Genomic DNA, 19,458 nt, shown 5'->3' with positions numbered 1-19,458 from the left:
CGTCTCGTCATGGTCTCTCCTGTTCCCGGCATCTAAGCCGAAGTCAGGCAGAAACTCCACTTATCCCCGCTGTGCAGATTTCCCGAGCCAGCTCTTATTAGAACATGGCGAAGAACCTTATTCAGGCCGGCGACACCATCACGGTTCCGGCACCGGCCACCGTTGCAAGCGGTGACCTTGTAGTTGTCGGCGAACTTGCCGGTGTGGCCATCACCGACGCCGCGTCCGGTGCCGACGTGGAAATCAAGACCTCCGGGGTTTGGGAGCTTGGCAAAACCAGCGCTCAGGCGTGGACCGTCGGCCAGAAAATTTACGGCACCTCTGCCGGTGTGGCCACCACGGTCTCCACAGATAACGTGGCAATCGGTCATGCCGTTGCCGTTGCGGCTAACCCCTCTGCCAAGGGGCGCGTCCGGCTCTCCATCTAATGGGGTGGCGCGATCTTGAGGCCATGAATGACAGGATGATCTTCACCGCCTATCAGGAGGCGGTGAGGTTGTCCTTCTTCAAGAACGGGGTGGTCGATCCGGCTCGCCCCCTTCAGGACATTCAGGCAATCCTGCACCATCCCGGCCTTGACGGCGCATTCACGCTTGGAAGCGGAATGTTGTCGGCCATCGCCGCATCAACCCACTACCTTGTCATCGACCGGTCCCGCTATCCTTCCCTTTTCGTGCCAAACACGGCTTCCGAAAAGACCAGGGTTCGCGCGAACGCCCGCCCAGGCACGCCCTGGTATGAAGTCTCCAAGGTGAATGACCGGCACTCCGGCATCCTTCTTCTGGAACTCAGGGAAGCCTAACGGCCATCATCGCCGACGAATTCTCCACCTCAATCTCCCGCGCCGTCCCTCACGCCCTCCGGGCGGCGAGGACGTGCGCCATCCGAAAGGAACAATCATGACCACCTACACTCTCAAGACGCCCGTCGAGCACAATAACAAGACCTACTCCACGCTGACTTTCCGCACCGCGAAGGTTGGTGACCTCATGGTTGTCGATGCCGTGAAGGGCGAGATGACCCAGTCCGTTGCCATTATCGCCGCCATCGCCGACGTGCCCATTCAGGTCATCAAGGGCATGGACCTCCTGGACTTCAAGGGGGCGAGCGAGGCGGCTGCCCCTTTTTTGGCGGGGTTCGAAGAATCGACGGCGACTGGATCGACGTCGTAACCGTCATCTGCGCAGAGCTCTCCACCTCGATTGGCGAGGTGGAGGCTATGCCGCCGGACAAGGCGCTCGACTATTTCCACGCCGCCATCCGGTGGTTGAACAAGAAGAATGGTGGCAACGATGAGTGACATCACCTCTAGACTCATAGTGGGTCTTGTCGACCGCTTGACAGGGCCGAGCCGTGCCATATCCAGCGCGGTCGGCCGTCTCAATGCCGCCGCTGCTGCGAACGCGGCCCGGATGAATGCCGCGCGCGGTGCGATGGTCGATGCGGCTGGGATGGGCTACGTCCTGGCGCAGTCGCTCACGGCACCGATCAAAGCGGCCATCAACTTCGAAAGCTCAATGAGCGACATTGCGAAGGTGGTGAACTTCGAATCCCCTGCCGCCTTCAAGCAGATGGGTCTCGACATCCGCAAAATGTCGATGGAAATTCCAGTCGCCGCCGACGGCCTTGCCCAAATCGTTGCCGCCGCCGGCCAGTCCGGTATCGCCACCAATGAACTCATGAAGTTCACAGAGATGGCGGCAAAGGTTGGCGTGGCGTGGGACATTAGCGCGGGCGATGCCGGTCAGGCCATGGCGGAATTGAAGACGGCCCTTGGCCGCTCGCTCAAGGACACGGGCCTTCTCGCCGACGCGATCAACCATCTCGGGAACAACAGTGCCGCGAGCGCCCCCCAGATCCTGGACGTGGTTCGCTCCGTTGCGCCGTCGGCTAGCCAATTCGGCATGACAGCCGAGCATGTCGCGGCCCTTGGCGCCGCCATGACCGGCGCTGGCTTCGGCGCGGACGTTGCCGCCACATCGATTCTCAATGTAGGACGGGCGCTGACGAAGGGCGCAAGCGCCACGCCCAAGACGAACAAGGCGTTCAAGTCCATTGGCCTGAATGCCAAGGCTGTCGCCAAGTCGATGCAGGTGGACGCCATGGGCACGTTGCAAGACGTGCTCAAACGCATAAATAAGTTGCCCTCCGCTCTACGCGCCTCGACCATCTCCGAGATCTTCGGAAATGAGGCCCGCGCCCTCGCGCCCCTGATCAGCAACGGCAACTTGCTTGCCGACACGCTGGCGCTTGTCAGCGATGAGGCCAAATATGCTGGATCGGCCAACGCCGAGTTTGCCATCGCTTCCAAGCGCACCGCCAACGCCATCCAAGGATTCAAAAATAGAGTCAATGACCTGGCGATTTCGGTAGGCGATGCCCTCCTGCCGGCACTCAATGGCATCCTCGACAAGATCGGTCCGATTGTCACTGACATATCGGATCTCGCTCGCCGCTTCCCCGTGGCCACCCAGGCGATTGTCGGTATCACGAGCGCCTTCATCGCCCTGCGCATTGCCGTCACTGCCTTGCGCTTCGCTGGTCTCTTCGCATTCGGCTCCGTCCTGTCGGCGGGCATCGGGGCACTTGGCGGCGCTTCTGCGATCCTGACGGGCGTATCGTCCGGCCTCACCGCTCTTGGCGCTGCCGTGGCCACTGTGTCCGCTCCAGCGCTCCTGGCAATCGGTGCCGGTCTCGCCGTGATCGGTGGCGCTGGCACCTACTTGTGGGCAAAATGGGACAGGATCAGCAGCATCGTCACGGGTGTTGCCCGCGCCCTTGGGGACGAGCTAAAGCCCGTCATTGACCTTCTGCAGCCGGTCCTTGACCACTTTGCCCCAAGCTTCGAGGCCATAGGTGACGGCGCGAAATGGGCCTGGGAACAGGTGAAGGAACTCTCCTCTTGGCTCGGCAGCATTTTCGCTAAAGAGGACCTGACGCGCCAACATGAAATGGTGGTCGAGGACAACGCGTTTGCGGTGACCAAGAAGATTGTGGCGGCGTTCAAAGAGGGCGGCAAAGCCCTCTTCGATGCCGGCGCGGAAATGATCCAGAGCCTTTGGGACGGCATGGTCTCCAAGGTCGAGGCCATGATTGAATGGGTAAAAACCATTCCGGCGCGGATCAGGGACAACATCACCACGGACCTGACCGGGACGATTAAGGGCCTGCTAGGCTACGGCGATTCCTCTGAACCCTCCGGCGGTTCGACCACCACGACCACCTCTTCCGAACCTGTCATTTCGGGACACCGCGCTCGCGGCGGCCCGGTCAAGGCGGGGCATACCTATGAGGTGAACGAAAAGGGCCGCGAACTCTTCACGCCGGGCCGTTCCGGGGTGATCTCCACCAACGAAGCCTATAACGCCGCTGCCGCAGGGTCAGCGGCCGCGCGCGGGGGTCAGGCCAGGGCCGGCAGCAAGACGGTCACCATTAGCCCGACGATCTCGCCAACAATCAACATCCACACACAGGCCACGGGGAGCGACCCCCAGGCACTCGCACGCGATATCTCGGACAAGGTGGGAGACTACCTGATTGGCCGACTTGAGGGCGCGTGCGGCTTTGCACTCGAAGACGGGACCTATACCTAATGGCACGAAACCTAGAAAGCCTCATCCGCTCCATGGGGGAGCGCATTCAGGAATTGGAGCGGCGCTCCGCAAACCGCCGCCGCACCGGAACGGTTGCCGAAGGCCCCGACGATAAGGGCCGCTACCGCGTTGAGCTCTCACGCCAGGGCGGCGTGCCCTATCTTACGCCATGGATCAAGGCGAAGACCATCGGGGCCGGTAACGTCAAGCTCGACGTTGTCCATGCCGTCGGCGAGCAGGTTGACGTAGTTTCCGACGCCGGCGACTTGACCAGCGCCGTGGTGGACTTCTCCACCTACAGCGAGGCGAACGCCCGCGAGAACGACGCTAACGTCCCTCTCCGGCTGAAGTGCGGTGACTCGACTCTAGAATTCTCCGGCGGCGGCATCACCATGAAGGCCGCGAAAATCGTGCTGGATGGTGAGCTCCACCTTGGGGGCGAAGGCGGTCAGCTTGTCCACCGAAAAGGTGACGCGGATAGCGACGGTGATACCGCTGTTGGCGCGGCAAGCCGCGTATATGCGGTGTAGCTCATGGCCGACATAACCCTGAAATGGGCGGATGACGCCCTCAAAAAGTTCGAGCGGCAGATAGTCCAGCTTCAGACCCAGTTCCCGAAGGTCTTGCCGCAGGAAATCAATAAAACCGGTGACAAGGCCAAGACCGTCGTCATCCGCACCCTGACCAAGCAGACGGGCCTTGACCGCAGGGTCATCGTTGCGGCGGTAGGAAACCCCAGTCAGGCAAGGCCGGGGAAGCTCACCTATGACATGAAGACGCGAGGCGGCAACATCCGCCTCAAGTACCTGAAGCCGAAAGAAACAGAAGACGGTGTTGTCGCCAAGCCCTTCGGCGTGACCACGGAATACCCAGGCGCATTCATGAAGGGCGGCGCATTCCCCAACCGTACCCCGGTGCCTGAGTGGAACGGGCATGTCATGCGCAGGATCAATAGCCGTGGCACGCGCATCACCTTCGCACGCTCGGGCGTGATCATCCCTCAAGAGATGACGGCTGGGGCCACGGCTGAGGCGTTCCAGAAAGTGGCGGCACCGCTCCTTCAGGCGCGCGTCGAGAAGGTCATCAAGAAGCTTTTGGGGTGACCTACATGGCAGGACCGGAGTGTTACGCGAATGCAACACTCCGGTCGTCCTGAGGGCGGGTCCTCCCCGCCGAGGGGGGAGCGGGTGAGCGCGACCCCGAGATTTCGCCCTATCAACTTTATTTATAGGGGCTTCCGTTGCCATCACAGAAATTGATAGTTAGCGCCCGCGAGGCCGCTGACTGGATAGGCGCGTCCGAACGCTTGGTGCGGGATTTGGCTGACCGTGGAATTGCGGTCAGGGAAGCCCGTGGCCGCTATGACATCAAGGCGACCATTGCGAACTACGTCACCCACCTTCGGCAGGTCTCTGCCGGACGAGGCGGTGAGGAGTCGGTGCTCGACCTGACCAAAGAGCGCGCCCGCGAATCCAAAGAGCGCGCCGACAACATGGCCATCAAGAACGCGAAGCTGCGGGGCGAATTGCTCGCGGCCGATGAGGTTCTTTTCGGGTGGTCACACATCCAGACAAACACGCGGCTTGGAGTCCTCGCCATCGTCCCGCGCCTCTCTCAGGAATTCGGCCTAACGCCGGACCAGGAGGCCGTGCTTGACGCCGAGGTTCGCCGCGCATTGACGGGCCTAGCTGATGATCCTCTCCGGCCTCTTGGCGCAGACGGTGACGAAGGCGATGAACGCTCTTCGCCCGCCGCCGAAACTTCAACTCTCCCGGTGGATTGAACAAGAAATCCGCCTGCCGCCGGAAGTGGCGGCGCAACCCGGTCCTATTCGCCTATTCCCCTTTCAGCGCGAGATTGCCGACTCCATGGGCGACCCCGCCTATGAGCGCGTCTCGGTATTGAAGGCGGCGCGGGTCGGCTACAGCACGTTGCTCAGCGGCGTCATCGGTTCCTACGTGGCCAATGACCCGGCCACGGTCCTTTGCCTCCTGCCGCGCGAGGAAGACGCCCGCACGCTCATTGTGTCCCAAATGGACCCGACCTTTGCCGCCTCGCCGAACTTGGCGGCGTGCCTGGCGGAGAAGAAAGGCAAGAGCAAGCGAAACCGGCTCCTTCACCGGGTATTCCCCGGCGGGTGGCTGAAGGCCGTCGCCGCCACGTCCGAAGCGAACCTCCGAAGCCACAACGCGCGCGTCCTCATCATCGATGAGGTGGACGCCATGGAGGAGACCAAGGAGGGCTCCCCAGTCGATCTCGCTATTGTGCGAACCAAGACCTTCGACAACCGCAAGATCATCATGGGGTCCACGCCGGTCAAGGTTGGATCCAGCCATATCATGAGCGGATGGGAGGACTCGGACCAGCGCGTCTATGAAGTCCCTTGTCCGCATTGCGGCGATTTCCATGAGCTTCATTGGAAGGACATTCGCTGGCCGAAGGGCGATCGATCCAAGGCGGCTTGGTGGTGCCCGTCCTGCGGCACCGAAACGCCTGAGACCCATAAGGGGCCGATGGTGGCCAAGGGGCGCTGGCGCATCACCAAGCCCGAGGTGACGGGTCATGCCGGATACCGGCTCAATGCGCTTATCAGTCCCTTGCGCAAGGCGGCATGGCCCGTTCTCGCGAAGGAATGGGAGGACGCGCAGGGCAGGCCGGACAAGCTGAAGGCTTTCATCAACACGGCGCTCGGCGAACCGTGGCAGGAGGAAGGGGAGGAGTTTGACGAAGACGCGCTTGCCGCATCGGCCGAGGACTTCTCCCTGGATGACCTACCGCCGGAAGTCTTGGCCGTAACAGCCGGTGTGGACGTGCAGCGCAAGGACCGCCTCGAGGTGACATTCATCGGATGGGACCGCGACGGCAACGCCTTCATTCTCGGCCACAAGGTCATCTGGGGGCTGCCCACCGAGGACTCGACGTGGCAAGAGCTGGACGCGGTTCTAGCTGAGAAATGGAAGCATCCCTTGGGCGGAGAGATAGGGGTGGAGGCCACATGCGTTGACTCCGGTGACGGGGCGACCATGGAGACGGTCTACGACTATTGCTACTCCCGCTTCCGCAAGAAGGTCTTCGCCATCAAGGGCGACGGCGGCCGGCGGCCATTCATTGCGAAGAGTAGTTCCAAGGCCAACAAGGGCCGCTTGTGGATCGTCGGGGTGGATAGCCTCAAGACTCACCTTTACACCCTGGTCACCCGGAGCCGGACGGTCCGGTTCTCCAAATCCCTCCCTCTTGTGTGGTTCGAGCAGTTCGCTTCTGAGCGGATGATAGAGCGGCGCGTCGGCGGCAAGCCGGTCCGGCGGTGGGAGCGGATTAAGGGAAAAATGGCCGAGGCTCTGGATACAACGATCTACGCTTTCGCCGCCAAGGAACTCATTAACGTGAACTGGGATGCGCGTGAAGAAGTATTGCGCATGCCCGAATTAGCAAAGCAGACGGTCCGCCCGAAGAAACCTAGCGGCCCGACATTCATGGAAAGGATTGGATTGAGATGAAGATTGAACTGAAGGACTTCAAGACCAACGGCAGAACCATGGGGTATGTCGCACATTTCGACGTTTTGCTTGATGATATCGTTCTGGTCCGCGACCTCACGCTCCAGCGCCCAGATAAGTTTCCGAATGAGGCATGGCTTCTTCTTCCCAGCCTTGCGCGGGATGATCGCCGAACGGCCTGGTTCGCGCATGACCTTCGCACGGAGATCGGCCAGCGGGCCGCAACAGCGTTCGGAGCCGTGAGTGGCATTTCGCTGGAGTATACCGCACCGCGGCCGAGGAGGCATGAAGACCCGCCAATTGAGGATACCAAGAAGCCCGCCGTTGCCAATTGGCTGGAACGCGTTACGGCGGTGAAGGCGGAGCGCGACGACGCAGGTCTCCATAGGGTGCTTGCCGCATGATCAAGATATCGAATCTACATCAGGCGCGCGGCCGAGTGGCGGCGACCTTCACGGCGGAAGTCGGCGAACTGGTGCTTCCTGGGTGCGCCTTGATACGGCGCGGTGACGGGTATGTGCTGTCGATCCCGCGAGTCGGGGAGCCGTCGCGCCCTGCGCCGCTCAGTGCGGTGCAGGAGGCCGAACTCTTGCGCGTGGCCGTCGAGGCGACACGAGGGCTGGCGCGGCCCGTCTGCCCGGATCTGGAAGCGGCGCTTCGGATGGTGGGGTGATGGGTATGCGCAAAACTGCGCGGACCACTCAATCCAATTTTGGATCGATTGTTTTCAAGGGGATGGCACCGATCCGTGCCGTTTAGAATCAAGGGGATGGCGGCGGTTTTGGTGAAGCGATCAACCTTGTCTTCAATCAAGTCGCCAATTTGGCGACTTGATTTTGCGGACTCACTTTTACGATCTCCGCCCCTCTTGGTTTCAGGGTGGGCGGCTTGATACAACTCCTTCTGCCGAGGCAGAACGAAAACCGCCCGCCCCGTGAAGGGCGAGCGGCTGAGCCGGCGGGCGTTCCAAGGTTTACGCATGGCGATCGGCCGACCTAATACCGTATGGGAGCGCCCCGTCTGATGTGGGCGACGGTGGTGATGGGCGCTCCCCGGTGTTGGAATAAAAGGCCCCGTCGCCATGAGGCGCGCTGGGGCAAAGGCCAGCCGGACAATGCGGCGAACGGCTGGCGGGAAAACTAGAATGTCGTCAAGACACCGGCTACAACGGCTTGGACGTCAGCTATGGGCAGCGTCACACAAACCCCGTCGGGGCGCTTGTAGGTCACATGGTCGGCGGTGCGGTCGACGAGTTCGGCGCGACTGCCGTCGCGGAAAATAAGCTGCGTCATGCGGCGGCCTCGCATTTGTCGGCTTCGTAATAGCGGCGTTCAATTCGACCGGAAGCACCGTCCGCTTCCGTGACCGCATCGAACACTGCTGACAGGTCGCGGGTGATCTGTCGCAGATGATACTCCGTACAGGCATCGCCGCGCTGTTTCGCTATTTCGCTGAGGGCGCGCACCTCGACGAGGACATGCTCCAGCGCGATCCCCGCAAGCCGCGACTGGCGAAACGCAATGTTCATGTCATCCTCGATGTCGAAGAAAGCTTCAGCGAGCCGGATGGTTCTGGGGTTCAGGTCTTGAGTAATCGTATCCGGATTGTTGGCCTGCGCGGCAGGTCTTAACGGAAGCAGCCTGCGCGGCTGGTGGCGTCTGTCGGTGTGTGCCTGGGTGTGCATGGCGGGCTCCTCGTTGACTTGTTACCGTGTAATAGGTACTTGATACAGGGTGGCAAATCCAAAGTCAACACCCCGTAACAATTATTTGCTACACGGTGATAACTATGGATTCCAGTCAACTGAGGATGGCGCGAGCAGCTCTGAAGATCGGCGTGCGGGAGCTGGCCGAAATGGCCAGCGTCACGACTGCTACAATTACGCGATTTGAGAATGAACGGGGCGGTCTAAACTCTGCCACTCGGGCAAAGCTACGGTCAGCCCTGGAGGCCGCGGGCATCATGTTTATTGACCAGAACGGCAATGGCCCTGGCGTACGCCTACGCGATAGGCAGCCGTAAACGGCCAGACATCGGTACGACGAGAAGTACGACTCACCGCCTCAAGCGCCTAAATTTCAGGTCAGGCCATCCAGTCGATCATCGGCGCGGTCGCGAAAATCTTCGTCCCCGTGCACACGGCCTGCTGGTAGAATGTGGCTGCATTCGTCATGGCCGGGCTCATACTCCATCCCAGGCCAAAAAACCACCCTCGCCTCTTTCCCCGCCCGCCCGGCGGGGTGCTAGAGTGGCGACAGGAATCAGGACCGCCGGAGGATACCATGCCGCTCTATGCCCTCGACGACACGAAGCCGACGCTTCCCGAAGGCGAGCGCTACTGGGTGGCGCCGGATGCGAATGTCATCGGCCGCGTGGTGCTCGGCGCGGATGTCGGCATCTGGTTCGGCGCCACGCTGCGCGGCGACAACGAGCCGATCACCGTCGGCGCGCGCTCGAACATCCAGGAGGGCGTCATCGTGCACACCGATCCCGGCAAGCCGGTGACGATCGGCGAAGGCTGCACGATCGGCCACGGCGCCATCATCCACGGCTGCACGATCGGCGACAACTCCCTGGTCGGCATGGGCGCGACGGTGCTGAACGGCGCCGTCATCGGCAGGAACTGCCTCGTCGGCGCCAATGCGCTGGTGACGGAGGGCAAGGTCTTCCCGGACAATTCCCTCATCGTCGGTTCCCCCGCCAAGGCCATCCGCACGCTGGACGAGGCCGCCATTGCCGGCCTCAACCGCTCGGCCGAAAGCTATGTGCGCAACTGGCAGCGCTTCAAGAACGGCCTCAAGGCGCTCTGACGCACGCATCCGACCGGAAAAAATCCACCGGCGAAACTTCCCCGCACGACAAGGTTGCGGCATACTTTCCCCGCCATGAAGGCCGCGTGAGGGGACCATGCTGCTTCGTCTCGCCATCCTGTTTCTTGCCGTCGTCATCGGCCAGCCGGCCCTTGCCGAGCGCAAGGCCGCCCTTTTGATCGGCAATGCCGGCTATGCCGCGCCGGCGACCGTGCTGAAGAACCCGCCCAATGACATCACGACCATGAAGGCGACGCTGGAAGGCGCCGGCTTCGAGGTGACGGTGCTGCAGGATGCCGGTCGCGCGGCGATGTCGGCGGCGCTCGCCGCCTTCGAGGAGAAGGTCACCGGCGCCGATATCGGCCTCATCTACTATTCCGGCCACGGCATCGAGGTGAACGGCGACAATTTCCTCATTCCGGTCGATGCGAAGCTCGCCTCGGACCGCGACGTCAAATACGAGACGATCCTGCTCGACGACCTGCTGCATGCGCTGGCGGGCGCCGCGAAGCTGAAGCTCGTGCTGCTGGATGCCTGCCGCGACAACCCGTTCCTGACCTCCATGAAGCGGATCTCCACCCGCGGCATTCCGACCCGCGGCCTTGCGCGGGTGGACAGCGCGGAAAGCAACATGCTGATCGGCTATGCCACGGCGCCGGGCGAAGTGGCGCTCGATGGCGAGGGCACGATGAGTCCCTATGCGACGGCGCTCGCCCGCCATCTCGTCGTGCCGGGCCTCGAGGTCGAAGCGGCGCTCAGGGCCGTTGCCAAGGATGTGTTCGAGGCGACGGGCGGCAAGCAGCGCCCCTTCAAGACCGGCTCGCTGTTCGAAACGGTCATGCTCGGCAAGGGATTGGCGCCCGATGCCTCCGGCACGATCGGCCACAACGATCCCTGCCGGGATGCGGCGGCGCACTGGGCCGAGATCCGCGAGAGCAAGGACAAGGTGATGTTCGAGGATCACCTGCGCCTTTTCCCGGCATGCGCTTTCGCCAACATAGCCCGCCAGCGCATGGCCGATCTCGCGCCCGTCGTCAGCGTGCAGGAGGCGACGGGCGAAACGGAGTGCGACCGCCTTGCGGCGGCCGAAAACGACCCGTTCAAGCTCGCCTCCGCCAAGCCGATAGGCTTCTATGATATAGACTTCGCCCGCGCCATCCCGGCCTGCGAGGCGGCGATCCGCGACAATCCGCAGGAAAAGCGCTTCTTCTACCAGCTCGGCCGGTCGCTGGATCACGGCAACCGCTTTCCCGAAGCGCTGGCGGCATACCGCAAGGCGGCCGATCTCGGCAACCATCAGGCCATGCGCAACCTCGCCATCCTCTACGAGAACGGGGAAGGCACGTCGCAGGATTATGCCGAGGCCATGCGCTGGTTCCGCAAGTCGGCCGAGCTCGGCAATGGCCTCGCAATGAACAATGTCGGCCTGCTCTACCGCAACGGCAAGGGCGTGCCGGAGGATCTGAACGCCGCGCTGGAATGGTACCGCAAGTCCGCCGATGCCGGCATCGCCGTTGCCATGCAGAATATCGGCGACTTCTACGACCTTGGCCTCGGCGTGAAACAGGACCTGAAGGAAGCGTTCGCCTGGTACAGGAAGGCCGCCGATGGCGGGAGCGCCGCGTCGATGACAAATCTCGGCTGGGCGCTGGCAAACGGCCGCGGCGTCAAGCGCGACGATGCCGAGGCCATGCGCTGGTACCGCAAGGCCGCCGCCGCGGGCGACGCGCAGGGCATGAACAATATCGGCACCTTCTATGAAAACGGCCGGACGGTGAAGAAGGACAAGGAAGAGGCGATGCGCTGGTATCGCATGGCCGCAGACAAGGGCAACACATACGGCGTCCACAATGTCGCCGCGCTTCTCGACGGGGATGTCAAGGACGCGGATCCGAAGGAGGCGGCCCGCTGGTTCGAACGGGCGCTTCGCCTCGGCCACCAGGATTCACTTCGGCAGGTGAAGGAGAACAGCCGCGCCTGGTCGCTCGCCTTCCGCAAGGAGCTGCAGCGCATTCTGACCGATGCCGGCGTCTATACCGGCCAGCTCGACGGCCAGTTCGGCCCTTCGACCATTCGCGCCGTCGAGGCGATCTTCAACCAGAAGGCCAGTTGAACCGGGAGCGATCCCCGCAAGGGTGCGGAGCGGCTTTACGCAAAAACAAACGGATGCAGTTCGATGACAGCCATCGCTCCAAATGCTCCGTCATCCTCGGGCTCGACCCGAGGATCCAAGCTCCACCCGCGGCATGGATGGTCGGGTCGAGCCCGACCATGACGCAGGAGAGGTTCGCGGACGTCGTCAGCTCAGCGTGAGCAGGGCATTTCCGCGATTCGAAGAAAAGCGGAAATGCTCTAGGCACAGCCCGCGCAGGTGCCGCGGATCTCGATCGTCGTCTTGCCGGTCTTGAAGTTGCGGTCCTTGGCAAAGCCCTTCAGCCGGTCCTCGATGACGTGGTCGTGGAACTCGGTGACCTTGCCGCAGGTCTCGCAGATCGTGAAGGCGGTGATGCCGTGGGCGTGGCAGCCCTCCTCCGGATGGGCGCAGGCGACGAAGGCATTGATGCTTTCGAGCCGGTGCACGAGGCCGAATTCCAGGAGCTTGTCGAGGGCCCGGTAGACCTGCAGCGGCGCGCGAAACCCGTCGTCGCGCAGCTTGTCGAGGATCGAATAGGCGCTGAGCGGGCCTTCGGAATGCGTCAGCACGTCGAAGACGAGGCCCTGGTTGCGCGTCAATGGTTGCGTGGTCATGCCCGACCTCCCTGGCTTGCCGCCGAATGTTCCGCTCCGCTCATCCTCGGCTTGGTGAGCAGGCTTAGAATGAACAGGGCCAGTGCTGCAACCACGATCGAGGGACCGGAGGGCGTGTCGAATTTCAAGGAACCGAAGAGCCCGCCGACGACGGCGAGCGCCCCGACGACGGAGGCGAGCACCGCCATGATCTCCGGGCTCGTGGAAAAGCGCCGGGCGGTGGCGGCGGGGATGATCAGCAGCGAGGTGATCAGCAGGATGCCGACGATCTTCATGGCGATGGCGATGACCAGCGCCATCAGAAGCATGAAGGCAAGCCGCGTGCGTTCGGGCTGCAGGCCTTCCGCCTCCGCCAGTTCCGGGTTGACCGTCGAGGCGATCAGCGGGCGCCACATCCAGACGATGGCGAAGGTGACGAGGATGCCGCCACCCCAGACGAGGTCCACGTCGGCGCGCGTGACGGCGAGAATGTCACCGAACAGGAAGCCGACGAGGTCGATGCGCACCCAGGTCATGAAGGAGACGATGACGAGACCGATCGCCAGCGTCGCATGCGAGAGGATGCCGAGCAGCGCATCGGTGGAAAGCGTGCCGCGCCGCTGCAACAGCATGAGGAGGAGCGAGACGGACGCGGCGACGATGAAGACGGAGAGCAGCAGGTTGAACTCCATCAGCAGCGACAGCGCGACGCCGAGCAGGGCCGAATGCGCCATCGTGTCGCCGAAATAGGCCATGCGCCGCCAGACGACGAAACAGCCGAGCGGCCCGGCGGTGATCGCCAGCCCCACGCCGGCAACGAGGGCACGGATGAAGAAATCGTCAAGCATTGCGCCGCTCCTCGTCGCGGTCGGTCGGCGCCGGTCCATGGTCGCAGCCGCAGTTCGGCCCATGCACATGGCCGATGCGCATCGGCCCCGCCCGCCCGCCGGTCGGCAGGATATCGACGGGGCGCCCGTCTTCCGGCCGGCAGTCGTCGGTGATCGAGCCGTCGGCATGCAGCACGCGGCCGTCCGGCAGGTGCGTATGGTCGTGGTTGTGGTTGTAGAAGGCGAGCGTCTGGCCGGCGCGGGCGCCGAAGAGCTTCAGATATTCCGGGCTCTGGCTGACGATCTCAGGCGTGCCCCGGCAACAGACATGGCCGTTGAGGCAGATGACCGTGTCGGTCTCCGCCATCACCACATGCAGATCGTGCGAGATCAGCAGGATGCCGCAGCCGGTGGTGTTGCGGATCGTCTTGATGAGGTCGTAGAGCGCGATCTCGCCGGAAAAATCGACGCCCTGCACCGGCTCGTCGAGCACCAGGAGGTCCGGTTTGCGGGCAATCGCCCGGGCCAGCAGCGCGCGCTGGAACTCGCCGCCCGAAAGGTGCTGCACCTCGGCGCGGGCGAGATGGCGGATGCCGGTCGCCTCAAGCGCGGCGTCGATCTCCGCGCCCTTCAGCGACGAGGTCAGCGTCATCAGCCGGTCGACGGTCAGCGGCATGGTCCAGTCGACGGACAGCTTCTGCGGCACGTAGCCGACCTTGAGGCCAGCCTTGCGCTCCACCCTGCCCTCGTCGGCCTTGAGCACGCCGATCGCCGTCTTGGCGGTGGTGGACTTGCCGGAACCGTTGGGGCCGATCAGCGTGACGATCTCGCCCGGCGCGATGGAGAATTCCACGCCGCGCACGAGCCAGCGGCCCTGGCGGCGCACGCCGACGCCCGCAAGCGAGACGAGCGGCTGGACGGTCTTGGTCGGGGTCTGCAGCATCATTTTTCCAAAAGCCTGTTGCGTCTGGGTATGGCACACGTTATAGCATAACGCAATTGATGTAATAACATTACATTGCTATTCAAGACGGAGATCCCCATGCAAAAGGCCGTTCGCGCCCTCCTCCTCACCACCGCGCTCTTTTCCGCCGGCACCATCGCCGCGCGGGCCGAAACGCCGGACGTGGTCGTGTCGATCAAGCCGATCCATTCGCTCGTCGCCGCGATCATGCAGGGCGTCGGCGAGCCGGCCTTGATCGTCGAGGGCGGTGCCTCGCCGCACACCTACGCACTGAAGCCGTCCAATGCCGCGGCGCTGCAGGATGCCGACGTCGTCTTCTGGGTGGGCCACGGCCTGGAAGCCTTCCTCGAAAAGCCGCTGGAAGCGCTCGGCGACAAGGCGACCGTCGTGGAGCTGGAGGACGCGCCCGGCCTCGAAAAGCTGCCCTTCCGCGAAGGCGGCCCGTTCGAGGCGCATGCGCATGAGGGCGAGGACGGCCATGATCACGCCCACGGCGAGGAAGGCCACGACCACGACAAGGAAGCCGAAGGCGACCATGCCGGCGAAGCCGGGCATGAAGGGCACGAACACGGCGCCTTCGACATGCATCTTTGGCTGAGCCCCGACAATGCCCGCGCCATCGCCGCCGAAGCCGCCCGCGTCCTGTCGGAAAAGGATCCTGGCAATGCCGACGCCTACAAGGCAAACCTAGCAGCCCTCACCGAAAAGCTCGGCACGCTCGACAAGGAGATCGCCGCGACCATCGCCCCCGTGAAGGACAAGCCCTTCATCGTCTTCCATGACGCCTATCAGTATTTCGAGCACCATTACGGCGTGAACACCGCCGGCTCCATCACCGTCAGCCCGGAAACCATGCCCGGCGCCGCGCGCCTCACGGAAATCCGCGAGAAGGTGAAGACGCTCGGCGCGACCTGCGTCTTCGCCGAGCCGCAGTTCGAGCCCAAGCTGGTGAACGTCGTCATCGAAGGCACCGACGCGAAATCCGGCACGCTCGACCCGGAAGCCGCGACGCTGGAGCCCGGCGCGGACCTCTATTTCACCCTGATGCGAAGCATCGCGACGTCGCTGCGCGATTGCCTCGGACAGGCAAGCTGAGCGGACGATCGCCCGTGGAGTTCGACGTTGCCGCCACACCCCCTTCTCTCCCGCGGGGAGAAGGTGCGGCAGGCGGATGAGGGGGTGGCGCAGGCGCAACCGATTCGTACGAGGCGCCCCTTATCCGACCCGGAGCCTGCCCTCGGGCTCGCCTTTGGCGAGACCCGGGGGGCCCATCTTCTCCCCGTGGGCAATCGCCCTGCCCCGGCCGGAGCCAGACGACGAGCAACCAGGCGGGAGCATCCCGCCTTTTTCGGCCTCACAATTGTAATGGTATAACATTAAAGGCAATCACATCATGGACAACCGCCTTCCCGTCACCGTTCTCTCCGGCTTCCTCGGCGCCGGCAAGACGACGCTGCTCAATCATGTGCTGAACAACCGCAGCGGCCTGCGCGTCGCCGTCATCGTCAACGACATGAGCGAGGTCAACATCGACGCCGCCCTCATCCGCGATGGCGGGGCGGACCTTTCGCGCACCGACGAACAGCTCGTCGAGATGACGAACGGCTGCATCTGCTGCACGCTGCGCGACGACCTCCTCGCCGAGGTCCGCCGGCTGGCGGAGATGAACCGCTTCGACTACCTGCTGATCGAATCGAGCGGCATTTCCGAGCCGCTGCCCGTCGCCACCACCTTCGATTTCCGCGACGAGAACGGCCGGAGCCTTTCGGATGTCGCCCGGCTGGACACGATGGTGACGGTCGTCGACGCGGCCAACCTGCTGAAGGACTACGCTTCCGAGGACTTTCTCGCCGACCGCGGCGAGACGGCCGGCGAAGGCGATACGCGCACGCTGGTGGAGCTGCTCGTCGAGCAGATCGAGTTTTCCGATGTCGTCGTCATCAACAAGACCGGCGCGGCCAGCCCCGCCGACCTGCGCGCCGCGCGCCAGATCGTCGGCAGCCTCAACAGCTCCGCCCGCATCATCGAAACGGATTTCGGCCGCGTCGACCTCACCGACATCCTCGGCACCGGCCGCTTCGACTTCGAGAAGGCGAGCGAGCACCCGCTCTGGTTCAAGGAACTGCATGGCTTCGGCGACCATGTGCCGGAGACCGAGGAATACGGCATCCGCGCCTTCGTCTACCGCGCGAGGAAGCCGTTCCATCCGGCCCGGTTCAAGGCCTTCCTTAACGAGAGCTGGCCCGGCGGCATCCGCGCCAAGGGCTTCTTCTGGCTCGCCACCCGGCCGCAGCATGTCGGCGAACTGAGCCAGGCGGGCGCGCTGGTCCGCAGCGGCCGGCTCGGCCTGTGGTGGGCCGCCGTGCCGCGCCCGCATTGGCCGCAGGACCCGGCGGCGGTCGAGGCCATCGTCCGCGCGTCGGACCCCGTCTGGGGCGACCGGCGGCAGGAGCTCGTCTTCATCGGCGCGGACCCGATGGATGAAGCCGCGCTCCGCCGCCGGCTCGATACCTGTCTCGTCGAGGCGGACACTTTCGAGCCGGCGCGCTGGGCGAACCTGCCGGATCCCTTCCCGCTCTGGGTTCGCCAGGCGGGATGAGAGGATGAGGAGCCCGCCCGGCCTTGCCGCCGGGCGAGCGATCCCGTCAGTCGAGTTCGGCGGACTTCTTCCAGAGGTTGATGTCCGCGCCCTGGCTGTAGGTGTCGATCGCCGCCAGTTCCTCCGCCGTAAAGTCCGGCTTCTCCAGCGCCTTGACGCAGTCGACGATCTGCGCGGAGCGGCTGGCGCCGATCAGCGCGGAGGTGATGCGCCCGCCGCGCAGCACCCAGGCGATCGCCATCTGCGCCAGCGTCTGGCCGCGCCGCTCGGCGATCTCGTTCAGCTTGCGGATGTTGTCGATGATCTCGGGACGGATGAAATCCTTCTTGAGGAAGTGGTTCAGCGCCGCGCGGCTGTCGCCCGGGATGCCGCCGAGATATTTCGTCGTCAGCATGCCCTGCGCCAGCGGCGAGAAGACGATGGAGCCGATGCCGAGCTCGTCCAGCGTATCGACGAGGCCGTCCGTCTCGATCCAGCGGTTGAGCATGGAATAGCTCGGCTGGTGGATGATGCAGGGCGTGCCGAGGTCCTTCAGGATCGCCGCCGCCTCGCGGGTGCGCTGCGAATTGTAGGAGGAGATGCCGACATAGAGCGCGCGGCCGGAGCGCACGATATGGTCGAGCGCGCCGCAGGTCTCCTCCAGCGGCGTCTCCGGGTCGAAGCGGTGGGAATAGAAGATGTCGACATAGTCGAGGCCCATGCGCTTCAGGCTCTGGTCGCAGGAGGCGATCAGGTACTTGCGGCTGCCCCACTCGCCATAGGGACCCGGCCACATGTCGTAGCCGGCCTTCGAGGAGATGATCAGCTCATCGCGCAGATGGGCGAAATCCGTGCGCAGGATCTCGCCGAAGGCGGTTTCGGCCGTGCCGGGCGGCGGGCCGTAATTGTTGGCGAGGTCGAAATGGGTGATGCCGAGGTCGAAGGCCGTGCGGCACATGTCGACCTTGCGGTCATGCGGCGTGTCGTCGCCGAAATTATGCCACAGCCCGAGCGAGATCGCCGGCAGCTTCAGGCCGGACCGTCCCAGCCGGTTGTAGGTCATCGTGTCGTAACGGTTGTCCGCAGGCTGCCAGGCCATGATAAATTCCTTCGTTCTTTATGGGCGAGTCTCAATACCGCTCTCGCGCGCATCGCGACAAGAGGCATTCGCCCCTCACCCTACCCCTCTCCCCGCAGGCGGGAAAAGGGGACGTGCCTCACGAGCGGGTATTGCTTGGGGAAAACGGTGCGGCATATCCCCTTCTCCCCGCTTGCGGGGAAAAGGGGGCCGGCAGGCCGGTTAAGGGGCGGGCCGCAGGGGATATCATCGCAAAAGCGCCCGAGCCTCCTCGATGCCCAGCGCCGCGGGCTGCGTGCAGGTCGTCACGATGTCGATCGCCCTGCCCTCCTCGGCCGAACGCAGGATCGCGGTCAGGACGTCGATCGTGTGCAGCGAGCGATCGAGCGAGCAGCGATAGTCGCGACCGGTCGTCACCGCCTCCATCATGTCGGCAAGGCCGATGCCGCGGTAGTTCGCCTGCAGGCCCCAGTCGAACTCATAGTTCTGCGCCGTCAGCGGATGGTCCCAGACCTCCACTGCCTTCGGCTCGCGGTCCGTACCGGCGACCTCAACGGTGCCGCCGAAGAAATTCGGGTCGGGCACGAAGACGGCGCCCGCAGTGCCGTAGAGCTCCATGTTCTGGTGGCGATGCGCCCAGACATCCCAGCTCGCCATCAGCGCGACCTGCGCGCCGCTGGCAAAGTCGAGGATGGCATGGATGTTCGTCGCGACGGCCACCGGCACCCTCTCGCCGAGGCGCGGACCGTTGCCGATGGTGCGCTCCTCATGCGCCCGGTTGGCGAGCGCCACGACCCGCCGCACCGGCCCGACGAGGTTGACGAGGTTGTTGACATAATACGGCCCCATGTCGAGGATCGGCCCGCCGCCCGGCGCGAAGAAGAAGTCCGGGTTGGGATGCCAGCTCTCCATGCCCGGCCCCAGCACATGCGCGGTGCCGGACATGATCTTCCCGACCGTGCCGCTGTCGATGAGATGGCGCACGAACTGGTGCGCGCCGCCGAGATAGGTATCCGGCGCCGAACCGACCTTCAGCCCGCGGGCATCGGCGATGCGGCGCAGGTCCTCGCCCTGCCCCAGCGTCAGCACGAAGGGTTTTTCGGAATAGACGTGCTTTCCCGCCTCCAGCGCCCTTTTCGAGACCGGATAGTGCGCCTCCGGCACCGTCAGGTTGACGACGACGTCGACGGCGGGATTGGCGAGCAGCGCGTCGATCTCCTGCGCGTCCACGCCGAATTCCTCCGACCGCGCCCTGGACGCGGCGGGGTTGATGTCGGCACAGGCGACCAGCTTCAGGTTCCTGAAGGTCGGGATCAGCCTGAAATAGGCGCTCGATATGTTGCCGCAGCCGATGATGCCGACTCCGTATTCCTTGCTCATGATG

The 19,458-nt window shown here is 63.8% G+C and carries 21 protein-coding genes; 14 read left to right on the top strand and 7 right to left on the bottom strand.

What is annotated here, in order from left to right:
• Window positions 1-104: 104 nt before the first annotated feature.
• The 10 genes from EV665_RS03145 (at window position 105) to EV665_RS03100 (ending at window position 7,763) form a co-directional block, all read left to right on the top strand.
• Window positions 105-428 carry a DUF2190 family protein gene (locus EV665_RS03145; protein WP_133033045.1) on the top strand — a complete coding sequence of 108 codons (324 nt, stop codon included), beginning with the start codon at window positions 105-107 and terminating at the stop codon, window positions 426-428.
• 35 nt (window positions 429-463) lie between these two features.
• The gene (locus EV665_RS03140) at window positions 464-802 is read left to right on the top strand and encodes a hypothetical protein (protein ID WP_133033044.1); all 339 of its coding nucleotides are present in this window, start codon (window positions 464-466) and stop codon (window positions 800-802) included.
• Between the two features lie 97 nt (window positions 803-899).
• Window positions 900-1,172, top strand: coding sequence for a phage tail assembly protein (locus EV665_RS03135; protein ID WP_162852952.1), 273 nt, complete (start codon window positions 900-902; stop codon window positions 1,170-1,172).
• A 120-nt stretch (window positions 1,173-1,292) separates the two neighbouring features.
• A complete protein-coding gene (locus EV665_RS03130) occupies window positions 1,293-3,593 on the top strand; it encodes a phage tail tape measure protein (protein WP_162852951.1) in 2,301 nt (766 codons plus the stop codon).
• Window positions 3,593-4,123: a phage baseplate assembly protein V gene (locus tag EV665_RS03125; protein WP_133033041.1), complete on the top strand. Its 531-nt coding sequence runs from the start codon at window positions 3,593-3,595 to the stop codon at window positions 4,121-4,123. The genes EV665_RS03130 and EV665_RS03125 overlap by 1 nt, the downstream gene beginning before the upstream one ends.
• Window positions 4,124-4,126: 3 nt before the next feature.
• Entirely contained in the window at window positions 4,127-4,696 is a 570-nt protein-coding gene (locus tag EV665_RS03120; protein WP_133033040.1) for a hypothetical protein, read from the top strand.
• 137 nt (window positions 4,697-4,833) lie between these two features.
• Window positions 4,834-5,376: a hypothetical protein gene (locus tag EV665_RS03115; protein WP_133033039.1), complete on the top strand. Its 543-nt coding sequence runs from the start codon at window positions 4,834-4,836 to the stop codon at window positions 5,374-5,376.
• Window positions 5,285-7,090, top strand: coding sequence for a phage terminase large subunit family protein (locus tag EV665_RS03110; protein ID WP_133033038.1), 1,806 nt, complete (start codon window positions 5,285-5,287; stop codon window positions 7,088-7,090). The genes EV665_RS03115 and EV665_RS03110 overlap by 92 nt, the downstream gene beginning before the upstream one ends.
• Window positions 7,087-7,494: a hypothetical protein gene (locus tag EV665_RS03105; protein ID WP_133033037.1), complete on the top strand. Its 408-nt coding sequence runs from the start codon at window positions 7,087-7,089 to the stop codon at window positions 7,492-7,494. Before EV665_RS03110 ends, EV665_RS03105 begins: the two co-directional genes overlap by 4 nt.
• A complete protein-coding gene (locus EV665_RS03100) occupies window positions 7,491-7,763 on the top strand; it encodes a hypothetical protein (protein ID WP_133033036.1) in 273 nt (90 codons plus the stop codon). Before EV665_RS03105 ends, EV665_RS03100 begins: the two co-directional genes overlap by 4 nt.
• A 466-nt stretch (window positions 7,764-8,229) precedes the next feature.
• On the opposite strand, the gene EV665_RS32185 is transcribed toward EV665_RS03100, so the two are convergent.
• Both EV665_RS32185 and EV665_RS03095 read right to left on the bottom strand, forming a co-directional pair.
• On the bottom strand, window positions 8,230-8,382 hold the full coding sequence (locus tag EV665_RS32185) for a hypothetical protein (RefSeq protein ID WP_162852950.1): 153 nt from the start codon (window positions 8,380-8,382) through the stop codon (window positions 8,230-8,232).
• Window positions 8,379-8,774 carry a hypothetical protein gene (locus tag EV665_RS03095; RefSeq protein WP_133033035.1) on the bottom strand — a complete coding sequence of 132 codons (396 nt, stop codon included), beginning with the start codon at window positions 8,772-8,774 and terminating at the stop codon, window positions 8,379-8,381. Before EV665_RS03095 ends, EV665_RS32185 begins: the two co-directional genes overlap by 4 nt.
• A gap of 598 nt (window positions 8,775-9,372) precedes the next feature.
• On the opposite strand from EV665_RS03095, the gene EV665_RS03085 reads away from it, so the two are divergent.
• Both EV665_RS03085 and EV665_RS03080 read left to right on the top strand, forming a co-directional pair.
• Entirely contained in the window at window positions 9,373-9,900 is a 528-nt protein-coding gene (locus EV665_RS03085; protein WP_133033034.1) for a gamma carbonic anhydrase family protein, read from the top strand.
• Between the two features lie 97 nt (window positions 9,901-9,997).
• On the top strand, window positions 9,998-12,013 hold the full coding sequence (locus EV665_RS03080) for a caspase family protein (RefSeq protein ID WP_133033033.1): 2,016 nt from the start codon (window positions 9,998-10,000) through the stop codon (window positions 12,011-12,013).
• Window positions 12,014-12,252: 239 nt separating this feature from the next.
• Here the strand turns inward: EV665_RS03080 and EV665_RS03075 are convergent, their stop codons facing one another.
• From EV665_RS03075 to EV665_RS03065, 3 genes are read right to left on the bottom strand one after another with little or no spacing between them, the layout of a single operon-like run.
• Complete coding sequence (locus EV665_RS03075) at window positions 12,253-12,648, bottom strand: Fur family transcriptional regulator (protein ID WP_133033032.1); 396 nt, start codon at window positions 12,646-12,648, stop codon at window positions 12,253-12,255.
• Window positions 12,645-13,475 (bottom strand): zinc ABC transporter permease subunit ZnuB, encoded by an 831-nt coding sequence (gene znuB, locus EV665_RS03070; protein ID WP_133033031.1) that lies wholly within the window; start codon window positions 13,473-13,475, stop codon window positions 12,645-12,647. Before znuB ends, EV665_RS03075 begins: the two co-directional genes overlap by 4 nt.
• Window positions 13,468-14,397 carry an ATP-binding cassette domain-containing protein gene (locus tag EV665_RS03065; protein ID WP_133033030.1) on the bottom strand — a complete coding sequence of 310 codons (930 nt, stop codon included), beginning with the start codon at window positions 14,395-14,397 and terminating at the stop codon, window positions 13,468-13,470. The genes znuB and EV665_RS03065 overlap by 8 nt, the downstream gene beginning before the upstream one ends.
• 99 nt (window positions 14,398-14,496) lie before the next feature.
• On the opposite strand from EV665_RS03065, the gene znuA reads away from it, so the two are divergent.
• Together znuA and zigA are read left to right on the top strand one after the other, a co-directional pair.
• Window positions 14,497-15,513 (top strand): zinc ABC transporter substrate-binding protein ZnuA, encoded by a 1,017-nt coding sequence (znuA, locus tag EV665_RS03060; protein ID WP_133033029.1) that lies wholly within the window; start codon window positions 14,497-14,499, stop codon window positions 15,511-15,513.
• Between the two features lie 298 nt (window positions 15,514-15,811).
• On the top strand, window positions 15,812-17,017 hold the full coding sequence (gene zigA / locus EV665_RS03055; protein ID WP_133033028.1) for a zinc metallochaperone GTPase ZigA: 1,206 nt from the start codon (window positions 15,812-15,814) through the stop codon (window positions 17,015-17,017).
• A gap of 46 nt (window positions 17,018-17,063) precedes the next feature.
• On the opposite strand, the gene mgrA is transcribed toward zigA, so the two are convergent.
• Both mgrA and EV665_RS03045 read right to left on the bottom strand, forming a co-directional pair.
• Window positions 17,064-18,095: an L-glyceraldehyde 3-phosphate reductase gene (gene mgrA / locus EV665_RS03050; protein ID WP_064330311.1), complete on the bottom strand. Its 1,032-nt coding sequence runs from the start codon at window positions 18,093-18,095 to the stop codon at window positions 17,064-17,066.
• A 225-nt stretch (window positions 18,096-18,320) separates the two neighbouring features.
• Window positions 18,321-19,454, bottom strand: a complete 1,134-nt coding sequence (locus tag EV665_RS03045) for a Gfo/Idh/MocA family protein (RefSeq protein ID WP_133033027.1) — start codon at window positions 19,452-19,454, stop codon at window positions 18,321-18,323.
• Window positions 19,455-19,458 lie beyond the last annotated feature (4 nt).

This window comes from Shinella granuli, from assembly GCF_004341885.1.
Taxonomy (GTDB): domain Bacteria; phylum Pseudomonadota; class Alphaproteobacteria; order Rhizobiales; family Rhizobiaceae; genus Shinella; species Shinella granuli.
Note: the sequence above shows the minus strand (reverse complement) of the source record. Positions and strands in the feature narration are given on the sequence as shown.

What these genes read in the sequence shown, in the direction of transcription:
- zigA (WP_133033028.1), top strand. Translation starts at nt 15,812, where the DNA reads ATGGACAACCGCCTTCCCGTCACCGTTCTCTCCGGCTTCCTCGGCGCC.
- EV665_RS03135 (WP_162852952.1), top strand. Translation starts at nt 900, where the DNA reads ATGACCACCTACACTCTCAAGACGCCCGTCGAGCACAATAACAAGACC.
- EV665_RS03125 (WP_133033041.1), top strand. Translation starts at nt 3,593, where the DNA reads ATGGCACGAAACCTAGAAAGCCTCATCCGCTCCATGGGGGAGCGCATT.
- EV665_RS03110 (WP_133033038.1), top strand. Translation starts at nt 5,285, where the DNA reads ATGATCCTCTCCGGCCTCTTGGCGCAGACGGTGACGAAGGCGATGAAC.
- EV665_RS32185 (WP_162852950.1), bottom strand. Translation starts at nt 8,382, where the DNA reads ATGACGCAGCTTATTTTCCGCGACGGCAGTCGCGCCGAACTCGTCGAC.
- EV665_RS03145 (WP_133033045.1), top strand. Translation starts at nt 105, where the DNA reads ATGGCGAAGAACCTTATTCAGGCCGGCGACACCATCACGGTTCCGGCA.
- EV665_RS03045 (WP_133033027.1), bottom strand. Translation starts at nt 19,454, where the DNA reads ATGAGCAAGGAATACGGAGTCGGCATCATCGGCTGCGGCAACATATCG.
- EV665_RS03130 (WP_162852951.1), top strand. Translation starts at nt 1,293, where the DNA reads ATGAGTGACATCACCTCTAGACTCATAGTGGGTCTTGTCGACCGCTTG.
- EV665_RS03080 (WP_133033033.1), top strand. Translation starts at nt 9,998, where the DNA reads ATGCTGCTTCGTCTCGCCATCCTGTTTCTTGCCGTCGTCATCGGCCAG.
- EV665_RS03105 (WP_133033037.1), top strand. Translation starts at nt 7,087, where the DNA reads ATGAAGATTGAACTGAAGGACTTCAAGACCAACGGCAGAACCATGGGG.
- EV665_RS03075 (WP_133033032.1), bottom strand. Translation starts at nt 12,648, where the DNA reads ATGACCACGCAACCATTGACGCGCAACCAGGGCCTCGTCTTCGACGTG.
- EV665_RS03065 (WP_133033030.1), bottom strand. Translation starts at nt 14,397, where the DNA reads ATGCTGCAGACCCCGACCAAGACCGTCCAGCCGCTCGTCTCGCTTGCG.
- EV665_RS03120 (WP_133033040.1), top strand. Translation starts at nt 4,127, where the DNA reads ATGGCCGACATAACCCTGAAATGGGCGGATGACGCCCTCAAAAAGTTC.
- mgrA (WP_064330311.1), bottom strand. Translation starts at nt 18,095, where the DNA reads ATGGCCTGGCAGCCTGCGGACAACCGTTACGACACGATGACCTACAAC.
- EV665_RS03100 (WP_133033036.1), top strand. Translation starts at nt 7,491, where the DNA reads ATGATCAAGATATCGAATCTACATCAGGCGCGCGGCCGAGTGGCGGCG.
- EV665_RS03140 (WP_133033044.1), top strand. Translation starts at nt 464, where the DNA reads ATGATCTTCACCGCCTATCAGGAGGCGGTGAGGTTGTCCTTCTTCAAG.
- EV665_RS03085 (WP_133033034.1), top strand. Translation starts at nt 9,373, where the DNA reads ATGCCGCTCTATGCCCTCGACGACACGAAGCCGACGCTTCCCGAAGGC.
- znuB (WP_133033031.1), bottom strand. Translation starts at nt 13,475, where the DNA reads ATGCTTGACGATTTCTTCATCCGTGCCCTCGTTGCCGGCGTGGGGCTG.
- EV665_RS03095 (WP_133033035.1), bottom strand. Translation starts at nt 8,774, where the DNA reads ATGCACACCCAGGCACACACCGACAGACGCCACCAGCCGCGCAGGCTG.
- znuA (WP_133033029.1), top strand. Translation starts at nt 14,497, where the DNA reads ATGCAAAAGGCCGTTCGCGCCCTCCTCCTCACCACCGCGCTCTTTTCC.